Source organism: Macromonas nakdongensis (assembly GCF_002837145.1).
In the GTDB taxonomy this organism is placed as follows: Bacteria; Pseudomonadota; Gammaproteobacteria; order Burkholderiales; family Burkholderiaceae_C; genus Macromonas_B; species Macromonas_B nakdongensis.
On record NZ_NWMV01000154.1, the window covers coordinates 1 to 1,301 of the forward strand.

The 1,301-nt window shown below is 70.3% G+C and carries 1 protein-coding gene; it reads right to left on the reverse strand.

Annotation, left to right across the window (positions count from 1 at the left end):
* A partial coding sequence (locus tag CON77_RS14550) for an AMP-binding protein (RefSeq protein ID WP_101050293.1) occupies positions 1–1,188 on the reverse strand: 1,188 nt, incomplete at its 3' end.
* Positions 1,189–1,301 lie beyond the last annotated feature (113 nt).

The window sequence follows — 1,301 nt, forward strand, 5'->3', positions numbered from 1 at the left end:
GCCGCTGTGGAACCAGCCGCCTTCGAAGGCGGCGGCGCTGCGTTCTTCGTCGCGGTAGTAGCCGCTCAGCAGCTGCGGCGAGCGGTGCACGATCTCGCCCACCTCGCCCGGGGCCACGTCTTCCATGGCGTCGTTCACCACCCGGGTTTCCACGTTCAGCGCGGCGCGCCCGGCCGAGCCGGCCTTGCGCAACTGGTCCTCGGGCTTGAGGACCGTGGCCACCGGGGCGATCTCGGTCTGGCCGTACAGGTTCCACAGCCGCACCTGGGGCAGGCGCTGCTGCATTTCCTTGAGCACCGCCACCGGCATGATGGACGCGCCGTAATAGCCCTTGCGCAGCGCGCTCAGGTCGGTCTGGTCGAAGCGCGGCGAGCGCAGCAGCCCGATCCACACCGTGGGCGGCGCGAAAAAGGAGCTGATGCGGTGCGCCGCCAACAGCTGCAGCAGGTGGTCCGGTGTGGGCGTGCCGGTGATGACGTTGCTGGCCCCCACGTACACCGCCGGTCCGAAAAACACGTCGAGCTGGGCGCAGTGGTACAGCGGCAGCGCGTGCAGCACGGTGTCGCCCTCGGCGATGTCGGCGTCCACCAGGCAGGTCACGTACTCGGCGATCACCGCCTCGTGCGTCAGCATCGCGCCTTTGGGCCGCGACTCGGTGCCACTGGTGTAGATGATCTGCGCCAGCATCCGCCCGTCCAGCTCGCGCTCGGGAGCCGGGCCGGCTTGCAGCAGCGCGTCGAAGCGCAGCAGGCCGGGGGTGGGCTCGGTCGGGCCTTCGCTGGGCAGCCAGACGCGCTGGCGCACGGCCGTGCCCGCGCTGGCGGCCCGGCCCAGTTCGGCAAAACCGCTGTCGGTGCAGAGCACGGTGGCGCCGCTGTGGCTCAGGATGTAGTTCGCCTCCTCGGCGCTGAGCATGAAGTTGACCGGCACCAGCACCGCGCCCAGCCGGGCCACGGCAAAGCGCAGCGCGGCAAAGGCGTGCGAGTTGCGGGCGATCACCGCCACCCGGTCGCCCACCGCCACGCCCAGGCCGGCCAAGCCATTGGCCAGGGCGTTGCAGGTGTCGTCGAACTCGGCGTAGCTCCAGGCGGTGTCGCCGCAGCGGATGGCGGGTTTGTGCGGGAAGCGCTGGCGCGTGCGGCGCAGCAGGTCGCCCAGGGTCTGGCGGTTCAGGGGGGTGGCGGTCATGGCGTGTCTCCGGGTGGTTGTTGTGGTGTGCAAACGAAACGTGCCCCAGCAGGGGCACGTTAAGCGGTTTACGGTCGGGGCGCTGTCAAGTCCGCATCAGCTGAGGGAGCCAT